This window comes from Polaribacter sp. SA4-10, from assembly GCF_002163835.1.
GTDB lineage: Bacteria > Bacteroidota > Bacteroidia > Flavobacteriales > Flavobacteriaceae > Polaribacter.
Map to the genome: position 1 here is coordinate 1,052,723 of NZ_CP019331.1, position 19,964 is coordinate 1,072,686.

Annotated in this window: 12 protein-coding genes; 8 read left to right on the forward strand and 4 right to left on the reverse strand. The window is 31.2% G+C overall.

From position 1 onward, the window contains the following. A complete protein-coding gene (locus BTO04_RS04765) occupies nucleotides 1–1,650 on the forward strand; it encodes a DNA mismatch repair protein MutS (protein WP_087563409.1) in 1,650 nt (549 codons plus the stop codon). Here the strand turns inward: BTO04_RS04765 and BTO04_RS04770 are convergent. Then, entirely contained in the window at nucleotides 1,638–3,467 is a 1,830-nt protein-coding gene (locus tag BTO04_RS04770) for a sodium:proton antiporter (RefSeq protein ID WP_087563410.1), read from the reverse strand. The genes BTO04_RS04765 and BTO04_RS04770 overlap by 13 nt on opposite strands. Before the next feature lie 124 nt (nucleotides 3,468–3,591). On the opposite strand from BTO04_RS04770, the gene BTO04_RS04775 reads away from it, so the two are divergent. The 4 genes from BTO04_RS04775 to BTO04_RS04790 are packed head-to-tail and all read left to right on the forward strand — an operon-like array spanning nucleotide 3,592 to nucleotide 7,694. Beyond that, on the forward strand, nucleotides 3,592–4,425 hold the full coding sequence (locus BTO04_RS04775; RefSeq protein WP_232455953.1) for a universal stress protein: 834 nt from the start codon (nucleotides 3,592–3,594) through the stop codon (nucleotides 4,423–4,425). Beyond that, nucleotides 4,426–6,615 carry a SulP family inorganic anion transporter gene (locus BTO04_RS04780; protein ID WP_087563412.1) on the forward strand — a complete coding sequence of 730 codons (2,190 nt, stop codon included), beginning with the start codon at nucleotides 4,426–4,428 and terminating at the stop codon, nucleotides 6,613–6,615. A 5-nt stretch (nucleotides 6,616–6,620) separates the two neighbouring features. Then, complete coding sequence (locus BTO04_RS04785; RefSeq protein ID WP_087563413.1) at nucleotides 6,621–7,202, forward strand: tRNA-(ms[2]io[6]A)-hydroxylase; 582 nt, start codon at nucleotides 6,621–6,623, stop codon at nucleotides 7,200–7,202. Nucleotides 7,203–7,259: 57 nt separating this feature from the next. Beyond that, on the forward strand, nucleotides 7,260–7,694 hold the full coding sequence (locus BTO04_RS04790; protein WP_087563414.1) for a DUF4268 domain-containing protein: 435 nt from the start codon (nucleotides 7,260–7,262) through the stop codon (nucleotides 7,692–7,694). 276 nt (nucleotides 7,695–7,970) lie between these two features. Here the strand turns inward: BTO04_RS04790 and BTO04_RS04795 are convergent, their stop codons facing one another. Further along, nucleotides 7,971–8,309, reverse strand: coding sequence for a DUF4870 domain-containing protein (locus BTO04_RS04795; RefSeq protein ID WP_087563415.1), 339 nt, complete (start codon nucleotides 8,307–8,309; stop codon nucleotides 7,971–7,973). Nucleotides 8,310–8,413: 104 nt separating this feature from the next. Here BTO04_RS04795 and mnmE point away from each other — a divergent pair, with 104 nt between their 5' ends. The 3 genes from mnmE (at nucleotide 8,414) to BTO04_RS04810 (ending at nucleotide 18,218) form a co-directional block, all read left to right on the forward strand. Beyond that, nucleotides 8,414–9,808 carry a tRNA uridine-5-carboxymethylaminomethyl(34) synthesis GTPase MnmE gene (gene mnmE, locus BTO04_RS04800; RefSeq protein ID WP_087563416.1) on the forward strand — a complete coding sequence of 465 codons (1,395 nt, stop codon included), beginning with the start codon at nucleotides 8,414–8,416 and terminating at the stop codon, nucleotides 9,806–9,808. 1 nt (nucleotide 9,809) lies between these two features. Continuing rightward, nucleotides 9,810–10,169, forward strand: coding sequence for a hypothetical protein (locus BTO04_RS04805; protein ID WP_087563417.1), 360 nt, complete (start codon nucleotides 9,810–9,812; stop codon nucleotides 10,167–10,169). Nucleotides 10,170–10,439: 270 nt separating this feature from the next. Then, complete coding sequence (locus BTO04_RS04810; protein ID WP_087563418.1) at nucleotides 10,440–18,218, forward strand: T9SS type A sorting domain-containing protein; 7,779 nt, start codon at nucleotides 10,440–10,442, stop codon at nucleotides 18,216–18,218. Nucleotides 18,219–18,240: 22 nt separating this feature from the next. On the opposite strand, the gene BTO04_RS04815 is transcribed toward BTO04_RS04810, so the two are convergent. Next, complete coding sequence (locus tag BTO04_RS04815; protein WP_087563419.1) at nucleotides 18,241–19,374, reverse strand: cysteine desulfurase family protein; 1,134 nt, start codon at nucleotides 19,372–19,374, stop codon at nucleotides 18,241–18,243. 23 nt (nucleotides 19,375–19,397) lie between these two features. Next, nucleotides 19,398–19,946, reverse strand: a complete 549-nt coding sequence (locus BTO04_RS04820; RefSeq protein ID WP_087563420.1) for a DNA mismatch repair protein MutS — start codon at nucleotides 19,944–19,946, stop codon at nucleotides 19,398–19,400. Nucleotides 19,947–19,964: the final 18 nt, after the last annotated feature.

The following is a 19,964-nucleotide window of genomic DNA, read 5'->3' on the forward strand; positions in this document are numbered from 1 at the left end:
ATGAATTATATTTTAGGATTACTATTCATTCTTATACTTTTTTTGTTAGGAAAAAGGTTTCTTCATAAAAAAAAAATAAGAAAATTTAAAGAAAAATTAAATACCAATTGGGGAAAAGAAAAAAAGAAAGAATATTATAATTTCTTTGTAATTGGTAAATACTTTCATAACAATTCTCATAGAGAAAAAGCGTATCATTTAATTTCAGAAAAAAGTAGTATTGATTTAGATGTTGATGATATTTTTAAATTTATTGACAGGACTTCTTCTAAAATTGGGCAACAATATTTATACTTTAAGTTACGAACGATTAGCAACGTTGACAATTTATTCAAATTTGACTCTTTAACAAAAATATTTGAGAAAAATAAAGCGTTAAGCATTTCTTGTCAAGTAGAATTATCTAAATTAAATACCAACAATTCTTATTATTTAGAAGAGCTAATTAATGACAAACAGCTAGAAAAACCAAAACACTTATGGTTAATAATTACACTGACTATAATTGCTGTTTTAGCAACTATATTCGCTTTTTTTAATCCTATATTTGGTTTTGTTTTAGTTCCTGTTTTAGCTATAAATATGTTTTTTCACTACAAAAACAAACATAGCGTAACCTATTATTTAAATGGTGTAGCTCAATTATCTAAAGCTTTAAGAGTAAGTAAAAAATTAAGTGCCAATAAAGAAATTTCATCTTATTTTAAAGATGTTTCATTCATTAAAAAGATACAATCCATAAAATTTAAAACAGAGTTTATTGCTTTTGAGAAAAATATTAATGATGAATTTTTATTTATTTTTTGGTTTATTGCTGAAATAATAAAAATTCTATATAATGTGGAATATCTTGTTTTTTATAGTTTTTTAGACTCCATTAATAAAGAGAAAAAAAGTATAGAAGACTTGTTTCTATTTATTGGTGAAATTGATGCTGCTATTTCTACAGCATCCTTAAAGTCTGGAAATCTCAAGATCTGTACCCCTACTTTTAATAATAAAAACAAGTTAACAGCTAAAGAAATTTATCACCCTTTAATAGAAAAATGTATTGCCAATAGTTTTGACCTAGATGAAAAAAGTATGCTCTTAACAGGCTCTAACATGTCTGGTAAAACTACTTTTATTAGAACAGTTGCTATAAATAGTATGCTGGCTCAAACATTAAATTTATGCTTTGCAGCATCCTATTCTGCGCCTTTTTATAAGGTATATTCATCTATTAGAATTACGGATGATTTACTTGATAACACAAGCTATTATTTACAAGAAGTACTGACCGTTAAGGAATTAATTAAAGTTTCTTATGATAATAACCCGTGTTTATTTGTTTTAGATGAAATTTTTAAAGGCACAAATACTATCGAGAGAATTTCTGGAGGAAAGGCAATATTATCTTATTTAAATAAAAGAAATCACACTGTTTTAGTATCTACTCACGATATAGAATTGACTGATTTATTAGAAAAAGATAATTATATTTTATTCCACTTTAGTGAACAAATTGAAAACAACAAATTGCTCTTTGATCATAAAATTAAAAAAGGAAAATTAAAAACTAGAAATGCGATTAAAATTTTAGAAATCTATAACTATCCATCTGAAATAATTAAAGATGCAAAAGAAATAGAATCCACTTATTTTTCTTGAAACACCAATGTTTTTCCTAAATAGATTAACGTACAATTATCTTTATTTTCTTCCAACTTTTCAAATTCTGGCAGTAAGAATAATTTATCCTCTTTTTTAACAAATAAAGGAATTGACTTTACCTCGTTAAATAGTTTAGATAAAATCGCGCTGTACTCTTCTTCTGAAGTAATTGCTACTTCATGGATTTTAGGATTATCTCTATAAGCTTCACTTAAATTTATATAGTCATCTTTAGGTGTAAAAAATTTGTTTTGATCTTCTAAAGCTGGATTCAAAATCTCTTTAGAAGTTGCCAATCTATAAGAACCTTGTTCTCCAAAAGCTTCAGAAAAACTTTTTACTGCAAACTCATTTACAGCTTCACTACCCGTCATTGCTATTAAATAACCAACATCATTTAATTCAATATTATCAGATAAATCGTTTCCATAAACATCAACTGTAAAAGCTTCTAAATCTGCTTTTTTAGCATCTTCTACATACTCCTTATTAGAGTCTATTAATATGACTCTTTTACCGTTTTCTTTTAAATAATTCGCAATTAATCTTGCAGGGCTTGAAGCACCAACAAATAAAATAGCGTCTGAACTTTTTAGAAAAACACCTACCATTTTTGCAAATAATCTAGCCGTTGTAGCGTTTAATAAAACGGTTCCTAAAACAATCATAAACACCAAAGGTGTTATATATTCTGCTCCTTCTACTCCTTGTCTTAATAGCTTACTTCCAAATAAGGAAGCGATTCCTGCTGCTACAATTCCTCTTGGCCCCACCCAACTTATAAAGAGTTTTTCATTTAATTTTAAGTTCGATTTTCTTGTACTTAAAAAAACAGCTATTGGTCTAATTACAAAAACAACTACTGCAAAAAGAACTGCAGTTTTCCAAGTATATAATAATAGTAGGTCTTCAATATTAATATTTGCAGCCAATAAAATAAATAGAATAGAGATTAGTAAAACGCTTAAAGATTCTTTAAAATATAACAACTCTTTAAGGTTGCTAAGTTTACCATTACCAAGTACCATTCCCATTACAACAACCGCCAATAAACCAGATTCATGTGCAAAAACATCTGAAGCTACAAAAACCAATAAAACTGTAGATAATGAAGCTACATTTAATAAATAATGTGGAATCATTTTTTTATTGATCACAAAAGCCAAACCGTGTGCAAAAGTGAACCCAAAAGTTGTACCAAAAAGCACAATTTTTCCGAATTCTATTAATGCCGTTTTTGTAAAACCACTTCCTCCTCCAACACTTATAAACTCAAAAACTAAAACGGCAACCAAAGCACCTATTGGATCTATTAAAATTCCTTCCCATTTTAAAACGGTAGAAACATCTTTTTTAAGTGGAATATTTCTTAAAATTGGTGTTATAACTGTGGGTCCTGTAACAATGATTAATCCTGAAAACAGAAAAGAAAGTTCCCAATTTAAATTAAAAAGAAAGTGAGCAACAACTCCAGCTCCAAAAAAAGTAATTGCAGAACCCAATGTAATTATCTTAGTAATCACCGGACCTACATTTTTAATTTCATTGAGTTTTAAAGTTAAACCACCTTCAAAAAGAATAATACTAATGGCAAGAGAAACAAAGTAATACAATCCATCTCCAGGAAAAAGTCCTTTTTCACCATTCCAAATTGGTTCTATCCATTTTGTACCATCCTCACTTAAAAACTCTGCAGCTATTGGTCCTACGAGTAAGCCAATCAAAATTAATGGTAAAATTGCTGGAATTTTAAATTTCCATGCAACCCATTGGGCTAAAATTCCTAAAATAACAATTCCTGCTAACTCTAACATATATTTTTTTATTAAGGACGTAAATTTAAGGATGTTTGAGCTTCATAAAAATAAATTTAATGTTTTTTTCTTTCTTCTAAAGTTTCCTATATTGTGCCAGTATCAGACCCTTAAAAGACATTTATTGCAGAAAATTGATAAAATATTAATAGGAATTGCCTTTTCTCCAAACTTAAAGGCAAATATATTTGAAGCCGTTAGGCTTGCAAATATGTTTGATGCTGAATTAGTTGGAGTCCATGTTGGACCTAAGTCAGACAAAAAGAAATCAGATTTAAAAGCACTCTTATCGGAAGCAGATCCTCTAAATAAACCTTTTAAAACTATTTGGAAAGAAGGAAAACCTGTAGCTGTTATTTTAGAAACTTGTTCTAAAGAAGAAATAAACTTGCTTATTTTAGGAGCAATTCAGAAAGAAAATTTATTAAAATATTACGTAGGTTCCATTGCCAGAAAAATTACAAGAAAAGCACCTTGTTCTGTGTTATTACTAATTAAACCATCTACAAAAAGAGTTGCTTGTAAGCACATTGTAGTAAATGGTTTAAAAGACGACAGAACAGAAGAAACTATAAAAACAGCTTTTGTTTTCTCTGAACATTTAAATTGTAATAAAATTACAATTGTAGAAGAAGTTAGTCAAAATGAATTACATGTTAAAGTAAGTGATGATAAGACTTTACGTAAAGCAAATATTGCACGAGAAAGATTAAGTACAAGAGAAGATCAACGTGTAAAACATATTTTAGAAACTATTAATAATAAAGATATTACCGTAAAAATGCAAAGTATTTTTGGAAAAAGAGGATACTCTATTGGGCATTATGCAAAAGTAAAAAGAGCCGATTTATTAATTATGAATGCGCCTAACAAACTCGGTTTCTTCGATCGGATTTTTCCTCATGATTTAGAATATATTTTATCTGAATTACCAACTGATGTTTTAATTGTAAAATAGATGCCGAAAATAAATACTTTTAAAACGTTTGTCAGTGACATTCCAAAAAATCTATTTTCTGGTTTTGTTGTTTCATTAATTGCACTTCCTTTAGGTTTAGGGTTGGCTTTAGCATCTGGCGCACCTCCTATTTCTGGAATTATTGCTGCCATTGTTGGTGGTATTGTAGTGGCTATAATTGGTGGTTCTAACGTTACTATTACTGGACCAGGAAATGGTTTGGTCGTTGTTATTTTAGGAGCAATCACCACTTTAGGTGAAGGAGACATGCAACAAGGTTTTTTATACACGCTGGCTGCAATTGTAATCTCTGGAATTATCATGATTATTCTAGGTTTTCTAAGAATGGGTGCTTTAGGAGATTTCTTTCCTGCTTCTGCAATACAAGGAATGTTAGCTGCCATTGGAATTGGAATTTTCGCGAAACAGATACATGTTATGTTTGGTAATTTAGAAGCCAAAGGAAGCATTATAGAACTATTAATACAGATTCCTGAAGGAATTATAAACTTGATTAAAACAGACAACTCAAGTATGTTTTATGCAGGATTAGTGGGGATAATAAGTTTATTGATTATGATTTTTTACAGCAAAATAAGAAATCGCTATTTTCAATTAATTCCTGCTCCAATGTGGATTGTGGTTATAAGTGTAGGTATGTATTATTATTTTGAGTTGGTTTCTGCAGCACCTTATCCAATTGATAAAAGTTTACTAATTGCTTTGCCAGATGATATTTTATCTAATTTTGCATTTCCAGATTTTAGTAAAATATATCATGGCAACTTTATAAATGCAGTAATTGCAATTACGTTAATTGCCAGTATAGAAAGTTTACTAAGCATTAAAGCTGTTGATAAGTTAGACCCTTTAAAAAGAAGGTCTAACGTAAATAAAGATATTCGTGCCTTAGGTTTGGCTACTGTTATTAGTGGTTTCTTAGGAGGGTTAAATGTGGTAACAGTAATTGCAAGAAGTTCTGTAAACGTTAATAATAAAGGAACAAACAGATCTGCAAACTTTTTTCATGCCGCTTTTTTAGTTGCCTTTATCTTACTATTTGCTACTGAATTACGTAAAATTCCATTGCCTGCTTTGGCTGCTATTTTAGTATTTACAGGTTATAAATTAGCGTCTCCAGAGAATCTAAAAAAGGTATTTAATATTGGTTCTGAGCAATTAATTATATTTTTAGTTACCCTACTTACAACCATTGCAACAAGTTTAATAACGGGTATTATTGTTGGTATTTTAATCACCTTTTTCATACATGTTATCATCAATAAAAACATTCTTTTATTTATAAAAAACGTATTAAAACCAAATGTTTTAATGTTTAAAGAAGATGATAAATACTATGTAAGTGTTAAGAATTTTGCAAGTTTCTTAAACTATACCAAACTAAAATCAAAGCTCGATCAAATTCCGGAAACAGAAGAAGCAATTATTGATTTTTCTCTGTGCGATTTTGTAGATCATTCTGTGATGGAAAACATGAGTAATTATACAGCATCCTTTACCAGAAAAGGGGGGCATTTTGAAGTAATTGGTTTAGATGACTCTAAATCTGGAAGCGAACATCCTTTTGCTTTGCGCAAAACATTACCAAAACAAGTAATTCCTAAAGTAGGCGTTTTAACAAAAAGACAAAAATCGATTCAGAATATTAGTGAAAAAATGCATTGGAAATATGATGCGTTTTCTGCACAAGAAATGGAAGAGTTACCAACTTTTGGTTATTTTAAAACACGTAAAATAGACAAAGTTTCTAATGTACTTTCTAATGAAGATTGCACCATTTTTGATGTTCAATTTTCTGAAGGTGAAATGATTGCCAAACAAGTTATTAAAGCAACAATGTTACATATTCATACATTAAAACCAGTTCCTAATTTTACGTTGGATAAAGAAGGAATTTTTGAATATATTTTAGATTTTGCAGGTTATAAAGATATAAATATAGTGAAGCATCCAGATTTTAGCAAACGTTTTTATTTAGCTGGAAAAAATAAGGCAAAAATTAGAGCATTTTTTACAGATGAATTAGTTTTGTTCTTTGAAAGTAATAAGCAATTTCATATAGAAGCAACAGAAAACGGAATTTTAGTAATTGGTAATGAACGTTTGTCTAGTGTTAAAGAAATTAAAGCACTTGCTTATTTTGGTATGGGACTACAAAAAACAATATAATTACAATGTTAGGTTTACAATTTGATACAGAAACTTCTTGGGCAGAAATTGCCAAAGATAATTTACAACAAATACTTACAGATCACGCTTTTTTAGAGCAAAAAGCAGCTTCTAATGCTGTTTCTATAATTATTAATTATTCTGAAGAAACTGAGTTGGTAAAAGAAATGAGCAATATTGCTATTGAAGAAATGCAACATTTTAAAATGGTGCATTTATTAATGGTAAAACGTGGAATGGTTTTAGGAAGAGAACAAAAGAATGATTACGCTATTAGATTGCAAAAATTCTTTAATAAAACAAAAGACAGAACCAACGCTTTAGTGCAACGTTTACTTATTGCTGCTCTAATTGAAGCAAGAAGTTGTGAGCGTTTTAAAGTGTTTTCTGAAAACATGGAAGATGAAGAATTGTCTAAATTCTATAATAATTTAATGATTTCTGAAGCAGCACATTATACTACTTTTTTACAATTTGCACGCCAATACCAAGACAGAACTATTGTTGATGAAAAATGGAATGCTCTTTTAGCTTTTGAAGCTGAAATGATGAAAGAGCGTGGGAATAAGGCAACAATTCACGGTTAAAAACAGTGAACAACAAACAAGTATCAATAAACCCAATGATAACCGATAACTGAATATATGTTCTCTAAAGAAGAAGCTGCATTATTACGTAAAGAGTTCTGGACTAGTTTTGGGAAGTCTTTTCCAAGGAAATGGTTGTTGTATAACACCAAAATAAAAGGGTTCTCTTTTAAGTTTGCTGCAGACAGAAAAAAAGCAATGGTTTGTTTAGACATTGAACATCCAGAAGATATTGCAAATGAGCTTTTGTTTGATCAAATGGTTTCTTTAAAAGCGTTGTTAGAAGCTGAAATTCCTGAAATTATTTTTAATGATTCCTATGAGCTAGAAAGCAGAAAATTGATTCATAGAATTTATGTTCCTTTTGAAGGGCAGTTTAGCATTCATAATAAAAATACGTGGCGAGATTGTTATGAGTTTTTTGTAGAAACAATGCCAAAATTTGAACTCTTTTTCTACGAATATGAAGATTTTATTAAACAAGCTACTTAATAAATAGTGCTTTTTGCTGTTCTTATGAAAATAGGAATCCCTATTTAAGCTAGTTTAAAATTCCTGACTTCGCATAAATGATAAGCTCTGGCAAAATATGCCTGCGTTAAGGATTGAAGCAATTGTTTGAGCTCTTTTTTGAGGAACGAAAAAAAAGCGAGTGCGTAAAGCCTGACCTGAAAGGGGAAGCCCAACTTATCGAAACAATTTTTAAAAAAATTCGAAGTAAAAAATCGCCCAAAAAGAGCGATTTTAAAATTGAACTTATTTAGTTTTTTATTTTATAAAAGTAATACTAAATGGATAACTAGGAGCCTCGTCATTACTCGCTTTTATTGCGTTTATAATTGGAAATATTAAATAGAAGAATCCAATTACAATTAATCCGATGATACCTAATCCAAAGAAAATAATTAACGGAATACAGATTAAAATATAAATAAACATAGAAATTCTAAAGTTTAAAATTGCTTTTCCGTGTAAATCCATTCCTATTATTTCGTCTTTTTTTGTGAGCCATAAAACTAATGGAACAATAAAGCCACCAATTCCTGTTACAAAATCTAATAATTGACTTAAATGTGTTAATACCAATAGTTGTTTATCTTCTTTCATGTTATTTTTAATAAATTTAGTTCTGTATTAATTTGACGCTTAATTTGTTGTTTTGTTACAGTTTTTGCTTTTAATAACTAGATTAACCTGCGTATCTTTGCAAAATGATGCAACAAGACACAATTATCGCTTTAGCAACGCCTTCTGGTGTTGGCGCAATTTCTGTAATTAGACTTTCTGGTGAAAAAGCTATTGATATTGTTGATGCTAACTTTAAGTCTATAAAGAAATCTAAGGTTTTAAAAAATCAGAAATCGCATACAATTCATTTAGGTCATATTATTGATAAAGATACAATTATAGATGAAGTTTTGGTCTCTATTTTTAAAAATCCTCGCTCCTACACTGGCGAAAATGTTATTGAAATTTCTTGTCATGGATCAAGTTTTATTCAGCAAGAAATTATTCAGTTATTCTTGCAAAAAGAGTGCAGAATGGCAGATAATGGGGAGTTTACAATGCGTGCTTTTTTGAACGGTAAAATGGATTTATCTCAGGCTGAAGCGGTAGCTGATGTTATTGCTTCTAATTCTGCTGCAAGTCATCAAATGGCAATTCAGCAAATGCGCGGTGGTATTACAAATGAGTTAAAAGAATTACGTGCGCAATTATTAGATTTTGCTGCTTTAATAGAATTAGAACTAGATTTTTCTGGTGAAGATGTTGAGTTTGCAGACAGAACAAAATTTAAAGAACTAGTAGCAAAAATTACCTTTGTTTTAAAGCGTTTAATAGATTCTTTTTCTTTTGGAAATGCCATGAAAAACGGAATTCCTGTTGCCATTATTGGTGAGCCAAATGTTGGAAAATCTACACTTTTAAACACACTTTTAAATGAAGAAAAAGCCATCGTTTCTGAAATTGCAGGTACAACAAGAGATGCTATTGAAGATGAAATTATTATTGATGGCGTTGCTTTTAGATTTATTGATACTGCAGGAATTAGAGAAACTAAAGATATTATAGAAAGTATCGGAATTAAAAAAGCCTACGAAAAAGCAGAAAATGCGCAGTTGATTATTTTCTTAATAGATTCAAATAAATTTGCGTATTCAAGCGAAGATTTTTTACAGGAAATTAAAACGATTAAAGAGCGTTTTCCAAACAAAAGAGTACTTGTAATTGCTAATAAAGTGGATACATTATCTTGTCACGACGCTTCTATTTTACAGTCAGAAATTGAAGATTTAATTTTACTTTCTGCAAAAAATAAAACCGGAATTGACGAACTTAAAAATCAATTAACTTCTTTGGTAAATATTGGTGCTTTAAGTAATAATGAAACGATTGTTACTAATTCTCGTCATTTTGAAGCGCTAAATAACGCTTTAATAGCAATTACTTCTGTGCAACAAGGAATTGATTTAGAAATTTCTACCGATTTATTTTCTATTGATATTAGAGAATGTTTGCGTCACTTAGGGGCAATTACTGGAGATTATGATGTTGATAAAGACATTCTAGGTCATATTTTTTCTAATTTTTGTATTGGAAAGTAAAATGACTGTACAAGATTTAGTTGGAACGTATGCTATTATTGGAAGCAATCAAGATGCTGATAAAAATTCTTATAAAGGAGAACTCAATATCTCTTTAAATGAAAATGATAGAATTATTGCTAAATGGATGATTAACAATTCTCAAGAACAATTTGGAACAGGTTTTTTTAAAGATAACACTTTAGTTATCAACTTTAATTACAAAGGTTTTGAAGATAAAACGTACAACGGCGTTGTTGTTTACAAATGTTTAAATAAAAATATTCTAGAAGGTTTTTGGTCTGAAGAACAAGGAAATCCAAAATTTATTGGCATAGAAAATTGTTTTAGAATTAAAAATAAACTACCCCTTTTAAATTAAAAAACCTACTTTTAATTAGCATTAATTATTTAACCCTAGCTTAGGTTTCAGTTTGTATTCATCTACAAACAACCCTTTTAATTACTTTTTTTTACTTTATTATTAACCTATAATATAGTAATTTTACCAAAAAATAATCTAATAATTAATTTTGGGGAAAATTAACTATTCTTTTTACATGCTTTTTTTCGTGCATTTTTTTGAGACTATATGTCCTATATATTCTCGTACAAGATTTTCTCATAAATTTTTAATTAATAAAACTAAGCTATGAATAAAGTTTTAATTAATAATGTGGGGAAAATAATACTGTCTATATTTTTTTTATTTGTTAGTATTTACGCTGTAAATGCGCAAACTCCTACAATTGCATCTTCAAATACTCAAAATGCTATTTGTGGTATTTGCACACCAATAGGATGGGCTTATACTGCTCCTGCTACACCAGATGTATCTAACAGAAACCAAGCTGGCGGAAACTATTTACCTCCTGCAACTGGTGGTAGTCTTGGTTATGGAGCAACATGGGTCATAAACCCACTACCTTCCGCACCAACAAACCACGCTACATTTATTTCTTTAAGAGATGTTGGTCCAGATTTTACTGAAGAATCTGTTAGAACACAAATTTCTGGTTTATTACCAAATAAATTATATCGTTTGACAATGTTTACCATTTCACCATTATCTAATAACGATGGTAATGGAGGAGAATATTATGCTGGTACTAAAATGGATCAATTTGATTATCAAATTGATGAGCAAGCCAGACAAAGCTTATCAGTTATATCTGATAGTCAATGGAATGCAACCTACTTTGTATTTAAAACACCTAGTGTTTTAGAGGGTGTTAATAGTGATGAAGTTACTATAACTTTATACCCAAGAAGAGATGGTGGTTATAATAATTCTGGAGCAAGTTCACAACTTTTAGAAACCGTATTAGTATCAATAGATAATACTATTTTTCCTATCTCAAGGGTAGATACTGATGGTGATGGTGTTCCTGATGATGTAGATATAGATGATGATAATGATGGCGTTCTAGATACAGCAGAATACCCAGCTACATTAGATTTTGATGGGGATGCAGATGGTGATGGAGTTCCAAACTATTTAGATGCTGTACAAAACCTTGTAGATGGTAATGGAGTTACTGTTACTGGTGATGGATCAAATACAAGCTATGCAGATGAAGATGGAAATGGTATTCCAGATGCCTATGATTTTGATCGAGACGGAATTTCTAATCACTTAGATTTAGATGCTGATAACGATGGTCTTTTAGATAATATAGAAGCACAAGTTTCTGGTGCAGGCTTTATAACTTTTTCTGCAACTGATACAGATGGAGATGGTTTGGTAAATGTGTACGATGCAACACCAACACAAGATGATACAGGGTCTTTAGGGATAACAGCTATTAATACTGATGGTGATACTGCAGCTTTATTTAAACCAGATTTTTTAGACATCGATTCAGATAACGATGGAATTCCAGATATCGTAGAAGCACATTCAACAGTAGATTATAAAAATAACCTACCAACAGGTACTGTTGGCAATAATGGTGTAGATTCTAGATATGAAAACGTAGACACGTACTCACCAGTTGGTATCACTACTGTTGATACAGATTTAGATGCAATTCCAGATTACAGAGATACTAATTCTGATAATGATAATTCAGATGATATTAATGAAAGTGGATTTGTTGCACCAGATAATAGTGATTTAGATGGTGACGGTTTAGACGACGCCTATGATAATACAGATACGGCATTTGTAAGTGGTAATTCAACTTTTGATGCCACAAATGAGTTGACGAATACAGAAACAGATTTAGCTGAAACAGAAACACCAAATGATGTTACAACTGGTGGTGATGTAGATTTTAGAGATGATGTAAACGGATTAGATACAGATGGAGATAAAGTGCCAGATGCTATCGATTTAGATGATGATAATGATGGTATTTTAGATGTTAATGAATGTACACCTCAAAATTTACCTGATACCTATGCTGATCAAGTAATATTAGATGGTTCTATTCGTGATGAATCAAATACAACAGGAAATACACCTAACACATTTGGTGAATTTAATAATCTTAATGATGTATTAGGCCTTAGGTTAGGAGCAAGTCTTGTTGGTTCTGGAACAACATTAATACTTAGGATGAGTAAAAGTAATAATAACAATAAAGTGTTTAGAGTTCAACAAGCCAATGCTGATGGTAGTGCAGCTGCAATACCAAACACACAAACTTTTACTCCAACTACAACAGCAACAAATTACAATTACACATTAAATGTTAATACACAATACTTAAGAATAAGTATGCAAACAGAAGATGGTAATGGTGAGGCTCAATTCCACATGGTTACCATACCTGGTGAAACAATCTGTGCAGAGTTTGACACAGATGGAGATGGAATTGTAAACCGTTTAGATATCGATTCTGATAACGATGGTATTATAGACAATGTAGAAGCACAAACAACTGCCGGCTATATTGCTCCAAACGCAGATAGTTTTGCTACTTATATTACTAACAATGGTGTAAACTCGGCATATTTATCAGGTTTATCTCCTGTAAACACAGACAACGGAGCAACATTTACAAACAAAGATGACAAACCAGATTATTTAGACATTGATTCAGATAACGATGGTATTCCAGACAATATAGAAGCACAACCAACAACAACTTATGTAAACTTTGTTGCCATTTCTGGAACAGATAAAAATGGGCTAAGTAGTGCTTATGATTTTTCAGATAATTTTACGGCTGTTGGTTTATCTAACACATTAGTAAATACTGATGGAGATGGAGAAAATGATTATAGAGATCAAGATGCTGATGGTGATGGAACTTTAGATTCTGCGGAAGGATTAAGTTCTATAACTGCTGGTTCTTTTGGAACAGATTCAGACAGCGATGGTTTGGATGATATTTATGAAATAAATTCTCCTAATGATGCTACTTGGGATGTAAACGAAAGTTATTCAAACCCAAAAGGTTCTGGCTTCATAGATGCTGATGGTGATGTACTTACTGGTGGAGATTTAGACTACAGAGATGGATTGGCAGGAACTGATTCAGATGGTGATGGAATTATAAATTCTATTGATATTGATGATGATAATGATGGAATATTAGACACTATTGAGAATGTTGGTGGTGTTGGTGTATGTAGCGGTAATACACAGGCTATCACCTCTATTACAACTCAATTACAAATAGGTATCGGCAGCACTAACGCCTTGAATGATAACAATATAACTGGACAAACAGATTTGTATTTTTCAAACAACCAAACATACTCTAATAATATAGAAATATTTAACATTACATTTAATGAATCTCTTGTTGTAACTGAATTAAAAGTAATAATGACGGCTGCAAATGGAACTTACCCTGATTCCTTTATTCAATCAGGTTTGCAATATAGAGTTGAAGGGGCTTCTGGTGGAGCGTACACACTCATTACAGGCTCAGCTGGAACAGCGGCGGATAATAGCGCACCTGTATCTACTGAATATCCTGGCAGCAGAGAAGAAATTTTTGATATAAGCGCTAATACATCTTCTTACACAAGTTATAGAATTCTTTGGATTGGTGGCGGGGGTATTTCTTGGGATCCTTATATAGAAGAAATTGTATTTACAGCAAACCCGTGTGTTTCAGGCAGCGACATGGATGGAGATGGAATAATCAACAGTTTAGATTTAGATTCAGACGGTGACGGAATTTTAGATATTATAGAATCGCAACCAAATACTGGAGCTGTTGTTTTATCAGGTAATGATGCAGATAATGATGGTCTTGATGATAATTTTGATGCTACAGCAAATGGCGGAGCTTCAGGGTCAAATGGAACTACTCCAACAATAACTACTGCTGTAGATACAACTCCAGATTATTTAGACATTGATGCAGATGATGATGGGATTCCTGATAATATAGAAGCACAATCTACACAAGGATATATAGTGCCTACAGGTAATGTTGGTTTAAATGGAGTTGATGCTGCTTATGAAAGTAACGATACATTTAATCCTACTGGAATAACACTTCCAAATACAGATACAACATTAAATAATAATGGAGATAGCATTCCAGATTATAGAGATACAGATGCAGATGGTGATGGAACTTTAGACAGTACAGAGAGTGGTATAGTTCCAAACGGTGCTGTTATTGCTACAGATTCAGATAGTGATGGGCTTATAGATACTTATGAAAGTTCTGATGCTACAGCGGGAGAAACATACGATGTAAACGATGACATTAATGACCCTATAAATAATTTATTAGATGCTGATGGTGATGCTAATTCTATAGGAGATTCAGATTACAGAGACATTTCTGTTGTATTAGATAATGATAACGATGGTATTATAGATTCTATAGATTTAGATGATGATAATGATGGAATATTAGATATTGTTGAAGGAGATTTAGATAGCGATGGTGACGGAATTAAAGATTCTTTTGACATAGACTCAGATAATGACGGAATTCCAGATAATATAGAAGCTCAATCTACAACTGGATATATTGCTCCAGGAGTTTTCACTGACAACAATAGTGATGGTGTAAATGATGTGTATGCAGGCGGATTAACCCCTGTAAATACAGATATTTTAATAGGAAATAGTGGAGACGGAACACCCGATTATTTAGACACAGATTCTGATAATGATGGTACATTTGACTATTTAGAAGCTGGATTTGGCTCAGCTGCCAGTGGATTTGATGCAGACAACGATGGTTTAGATGATGTATTTGAGCATGGTTCTACAACAGATGGTTTTGTTGTTAACGAGGGTATTAACACGCCTGTTTCTAGCTTACCAGATGAAGATTCTGATGCAGCTATTGTGGGCACAAATGACACACCAGTAAACTTTAACGATTTGGATTATAGAGATATTGATGATGATAGAGTAGCAACAATCACTCCTGGTCATGTTTTATGGTTGCGTTCAGACATTGGATTAAATGGTACAACAACGGTTACAGGTTGGAATGACCAAGCCGGAACACCTCAAAATGCAACTCCAAACAATGCTCCATCCATAAAAGCAAGTGGGTTAAACTTTAATCCAACAGTCGTTTTAAATGGAAGCAATCAAAATTTACAAATTGCAAACGGAATTTTTGGTAATACAGCTACAACTGCATATACTTCTGTTTGGATTTATGGTGTAAGTAAAAGAACAACAGGTACTGGAGATGCGTATCTATTTTCTCATGATGCAGATGGTACTAATGTGATGTCTTTAAGAACACCAAGCGCAGCTTCTAACCTTAATTTTAATTCAGGTACTGGAGGAAATACATTAACTGCTGCTTGGGGAGGAACAAATAACAATTTCAATTTATGGAATGCTGGATTTGATAATGGTGCTACTCAACCTTCAGGAGCTACAACAGTCATTTACAGAGGTGGGCGTAGATTGGCTAACAATACCACAACAGGTAGTTTTGGTGGTGATAATGGAATTGCATACATTGGTAGAAACGGAAGTACCTATATGAATGGTGAAGTAGCAGAACTAATGGTATATACAAGTGTACCAACTGCTAAACAACAACAGCAAATACAGAGTTATTTAGCTATTAAATATGGAATTACCTTAGATAATATTGTTGATACAGATGCTACCATTACAGAAGGTGATTATATAGTGCTCGATAATACTGCTACTCCAACATATTTAACAGTTTGGAATAAGACCGCAAACAATGCGTATCATAATGATGTTGCTGGTATTGGAAGAAGTGATGCAATGTTGTTAACTCAAAAACAATCTAAATCTATTAATAGCGATGCAGTAATAACTATTGGTATCAATAGTATTGCCACAACTAATAAGCTTAACACAGGAACAATTGCTGCTAACAAATCCTTTTTAATGTGGGGGAATAACAGTGCTCCAATAACAAACACCAACTCTAAAACAATAGTTTGTACTGCAGAAAAACAACTAGATAGAGTTTGGAAAATTGTTGAAACTGGAGCTATTGGTAATGTACAAATTGGTATTACAACATCAACTTTAAGTGTTTTGAATAATGCTACAGCTACTAAATTTTTAAAAGTTGCAGATGATGCTAACTTTACTATAAACGTAAAACAAATACCTTTAACAGTTAGTGGTACTCTTTCTGTTGCTAATTTTGATTTTAATGGTACTAAATATTTTACCTACTCAGAAATTGATGGTATCTTTTGGAATGGTGATGCAAATGCTTGGACTGGTGGTGACGGAACTAATAACGCTCCAACTGCAGTTAATGGCAGTGATGACTCATCAAGAGTTTTAGTCATTGACGGAGAAACAATTGGTAGAAGTGCAATTTTAACAAGTAGCGCAACTGTAGGTTGTGTTTGGGTTAAAGCAAATTCTAAATTGGTTGTTAACAACAATAAATTTATAAAATTTGGTGGGAAACTAATTTTAGATGGAGAAATCAAATTAGTTGGTGATGCTCAATTAGTACAAACGCATACTGGGGTTTCTAATGTAGAAGGAAACGGAAAACTATATAGAGATCAGAAATCGAATTTACCAAATGTATATCGATATAACTATTGGACATCACCAGTGGTAAAAACGTTAGGTGACATTCGTTTTAAAGTTGGTGAAGTAATGCATGATGGAACTGCTCCAACAACTGAAACTTCTTTGGCAAAAAGTATTGTATATAAACCATACACACAACTTAGCGATTTAAATGGTGAACAAACAGATCCAATTAAAATTGCTAGTTATTGGATATACTCTTATTTTAATGGTACTACTAGAGATGATTGGATGCAAAAAGGACATACAACCAACATTAATGTAGCTGAAGGTTATATTATGAAAAGTACGGGTAGAACTCCACAAAATTATACATTCATTGGTACTCCAAATGATGGAACCTATACGAAAACTGTTGAAGCTGGTACCTCATCTTTAGTTGGTAACCCATATCCTAGTGTTATGAATACTCAGAAATTTATTCAAGATAATAGCGCTGTTCTAGACGGTACTTTATACTTCTGGGAACATAAAGGAGAGAGTACAACTACTGATGTACAAGTAGAAGGGCATGGTGAGTTTGGATATATTGGAGGATACTCTCAACGAAATGAAGCTATGGGTGTTGCTGCCAATTCATTAACAACAGGTACTGCAGGTCTTGGACAAGATTCTTATACTGCTCCATTACAATACGTTGCTGTTGGTCAAGGGTTCTTTGTCTCTGCTCCCGCTAATAAAGGGGGTACTTTTAGTTTTAAAAATTCTCAAAGAGAGTATAGCGCAAGCAATGTGTTTTTTAAAGGGCAAACTGAAAAAGTTCTTCCGAATTTTAAATTAGGTTTTGACTATGTAAATAATTCAAACACTGAAATACATAGACAATTAGGAATTAATTTTAAAGCAGGTAATACTTTTAAGTATGAAAGTGGATTTGATAGTCATACATTTGATTTACAAGAAACGGATGTGTTTTGGAGTTTTCCAGAAATAGAAAGTAATTTAATAATTGCTGGTGTAGGCGAAATAAGTGCACAGTTACAAATACCATTAGGAATTGTAATTGATACAGATAAGCCTGTTACATTAATGATTGATGAAAAAGAAAACATGGGAGATTATACCATCTATTTGGTAGATTTACTAACAGGTCAAATCTTTAATTTAAACACTCCAAAAGTATTCAATTTAGCAAAAGGAACTTATAATGACAGATACGTTTTAATCTTTGGCGGTAGAACTTTAAACACTGATAATCAATCTCTTTTAAATAAAATAATTGTTTATTCTGATAATGAAAACAATGAGCTCGTTATTAAAAACAACAATCAAAGTATTCATAAAATAGCGCTTTATAGTTTATTAGGACAAAAAGTAGCAACTTGGAAAAATGTTGAAACTAAATTTGAAAATAGATTATCTACTAGAAATTTAGCATCCTCCATTTATATTGTAAAAGTGTTTACTAATAAAGGTATTTTCTCCAAGAAAGTAATTGTCAATAATAACTAACAAAACTAAAAGAGCTACTTTATTAAAGTAGCTCTTTTAGTTTTAAAATAGTAACATCTATGTCTTCTTTAGTAGTGTATTTAGAAAAAGAAAACCGAATTGAAGTCTTATCAGCTTCTTTATCAACAAGAATTTCCGATAAAACATGAGAACCTTTATTACTTCCACTTTGGCAAGCACTACCTCCAGAAACCGCTATGCCTGCTAAATCTAAACTAAACAACAACATCTCATTTATAACAGGAAAACGAACACTTAAAATAGTATAACTGCTTTTCTCTAAATCAGAAGAAAGCCCGTTAAACTGAATATTATCAGAAATTTTCTGCAATTCAGAAATAAAATATAATTTTAAGCTTTCTATATAATTTCTATCTTTTTCTAAATTAGAAATTGCAATTTCTAACCCTTTTTCCATTCCTAAAATAGCATGCACATTTTCTGTACTAGACCTTGCTCCATTTTCCTGATTACCACCATGTAACATTGGTAAAATACCAAACCCTTTTCTAAAAAAAGCAAACCCTACTCCTTTTGGTCCATGAAATTTATGTGCGCTAGCAGCTATAAAGTCTAAAGATGTTTTTTGTAAATCAATCGTATAATGCCCAATTGCTTGTACGGTATCTGAATGAAATAAAGCATCCTGTTTTTTACATAAAACGGCAACTTCATCAATAGGTAAAATAGTACCAATTTCATTATTAATATGCATTAAGCTTACCAACGTTTTATCATTTGTATTTGATAAAAGTTCTTCTAAATGACTTAAATTAATACTTCCAAATTTATCAACAGTAACATAATCTACACTAATATTATAAGTCTTTTTTAAGTAACTACACATGTGTAAAACGGCATGATGTTCTATCTTAGAAGTAATAATTCGCTTTACATTTAAATTTAAAATTGCATTGTGCAAAATTAAATTATCTGCTTCCGTTCCTCCCGCTGTAAAAATGATTTCACTCGCAGAAACATTAAAATGTTTTGCTATATTTTTTCTTGCAGTTTCTACTGCTGATTTTGCTTTTCGACCAAATTGATGTGTAGAAGATGGATTACCAAAATTTTCTTGCATAGAAGTATACATTACTTCTAAAACTTCTTTGTCTATTGGTGTAGTTGCAGCGTTATCTAAATAAATGGGACTCATTTGGCAAAAATATGTTTTATTATTTATTCTACTATATTTTGAAAAAAATAAACTTCTGTTGCTCCTAATCCATATTTTTTATAAGAAGCATCATAATGTTTTACAGGATATTTATTCAATAAAAATTGAAGTTCAGATTTTAAAACCCCTTCTCCTACTCCGTGAATAAAGACAATTTTAGGTATCCTTTTGCTAATTGCAAACTCAACTTTTCTTTTTGCTGTATCTAATTGAAGATTTAGCATATCATAGTTATCCATTCCTCTTGTAGACTTTGCTAGTTTACTAATATGTAAATCTACCTCTAAAGTTACTTCCTGTTTTTCTTTCTTAAAAAGACTTTTTTTAGGTTTATTCTGAGCTACTTTTTCTTGAAAAAGTGAATTATGAATATCAGAAAACTTTGTTAATTCATGTTGATCTACATCCATTTTTACTAATTCTGATTTCGAAAAATTAAAAATCATTCCATCATTAGTTTGCACAGAAATTTCATCACCATTTACTGCAATTACTTTTCCTTTTAAAACATCGTCTAAAACGGCTACTTTATTACCAATTTCTAAATGCATTCTTAACTTTATCTTAAT